The organism is Streptomyces chiangmaiensis (assembly GCF_036281785.1).
In the GTDB taxonomy this organism is placed as follows: Bacteria; Actinomycetota; Actinomycetes; order Streptomycetales; family Streptomycetaceae; genus Streptomyces; species Streptomyces chiangmaiensis.
In genome coordinates this window covers 1-1,444 of record NZ_JAYWVC010000565.1, presented here as the reverse complement: position 1 = coordinate 1,444, position 1,444 = coordinate 1, and the positions used below count along the sequence as shown (strand labels likewise).

At 69.6% G+C, this 1,444-nt stretch carries 2 protein-coding genes; both read right to left on the bottom strand.

The window, feature by feature from the left end:
* The coding region (locus VXC91_RS45560) for an ISAzo13 family transposase (RefSeq protein ID WP_329513206.1) at nt 1–954 on the bottom strand (954 nt) is incomplete at its 3' end.
* 67 nt (nt 955–1,021) lie between these two features.
* A complete protein-coding gene (locus VXC91_RS45555) occupies nt 1,022–1,375 on the bottom strand; it encodes a transposase (RefSeq protein WP_329513205.1) in 354 nt (117 codons plus the stop codon).
* Between the last annotated feature and the right edge of the window lie 69 nt (nt 1,376–1,444).

Here is a 1,444-nt window from a genome sequence, read left to right as displayed (position 1 = left end):
TGAAGTGCCCGGTGGGAAGTGCATGACGGTGATGCTCAGCCCGCACTCGTCGGCGAAGGCAGCCAGGCCCATCTTGAACAGGCGGGAGTCGGCCGAGTTGGCCCCTCCGGAATCGGCGGTGACCAGCAAGCGGTCGGCCCCTGGGTAGTCGAGGTGCCCTTGGACTTTCCACCAGCGGCGCAGGGACTCCACCGCGAAGGCGGCGGTGTTGCGGTCGGTGCCCACGTTCACCCAGCCGCTGTCACGCCCCAGATCGTAGATGCCGTACGGGATGGCGACCGGGGTGTCGGGGTCGACGAAGTCGTGGTCCGGGGCGGTGATCGGCTGGCCCTTGGGGCGGTAAGTGCGGCCCGCCCGGGCGAAGTCGCCGATCGGCTCCTTCTTCTTCGCGTCCACGCTCACCACCGGCAGCCCGCCAGCCAGGAAGCGTTCGACGGCGGCGTTGATGTGCCGGAACTGGGCATCGCGGTCGGGGACGTGGCTGCCCGCCCGGGTCTTGGCCATACCCTGCAGACTGAAGCCCATCGCACGCAGCAGGTCGCCCACGACCGGGGCGCTGACCGGGTGGCCGGCCTCGGTCAGCTCGCGGGCCAAATCCCGCAGGGAAGCGGTGGTCCAGCGCAGCGGGGAGACCGGATCGCCGACCTCCCGCGGTTCGATCAGCGACTCGAGTGCGGGCACCAGGTCCGGGTCGCGCTCGGCCGCCCGCTTGCGCCCACCGCCGGGGCGGCGCACCCGACCCAGCGGCTCGGCGCCACCGGCGAGCTCAGCACGCCCACGCACGATGGTCGATTCCGAGACCTCGGCCAGTCTGGCCACGGCCGCGATCCCGCCATGGCCCAGCGCCTCAGCCTCGCAGGCCAAGTACAGGCGGCGCTGCCGTTCGTCCAGGTGCGGCAGCAGCGCCGTGAACTTCGTATCCAGGACCGCCAGGATCTCATCCGCTATCGACACGACAGCCCATCTACCATGCAGCACACCGGAGTTGAGTCGAATCCGGCAGTAGTTTCCTTATGGCTCCCTACCAGGTCATCTCCGAGGCGAAAAACTTCGTCGCCTTCCGCAGGATGTCCCGCTCGGTGGCGAGCGTGGCGTTCTCCTTGCGGGCGGCCTTCAGCTCGGCCTCCAGGGCCTGGACGCGGGCTGCGAGCTCCTCGCGGGTGGCCTCGGAGGCCGGGGTAGTGCTGGTCACGTTCTTCCTGGTCAAGCCGGTGGTGCTGCCGCCGCGGGCGCGGTCGGCGCGGATCCAGTTCCGCAGGGTCTCCGCATTGATCCCCAGGTCACGCGCGGTCTGCGCGATCGTGAGATCGGGGTCCGAGTGGAACAGGGCCACGGCGTCGGCCTTGAACTCGGGCGAATAGACCTTCATCACCATAATCGGTCACCCTCTCCCGACCCCCACCGGGGTCGAGGTCAGGGTGTCCACCAGTCGGGGGGAGGCTCC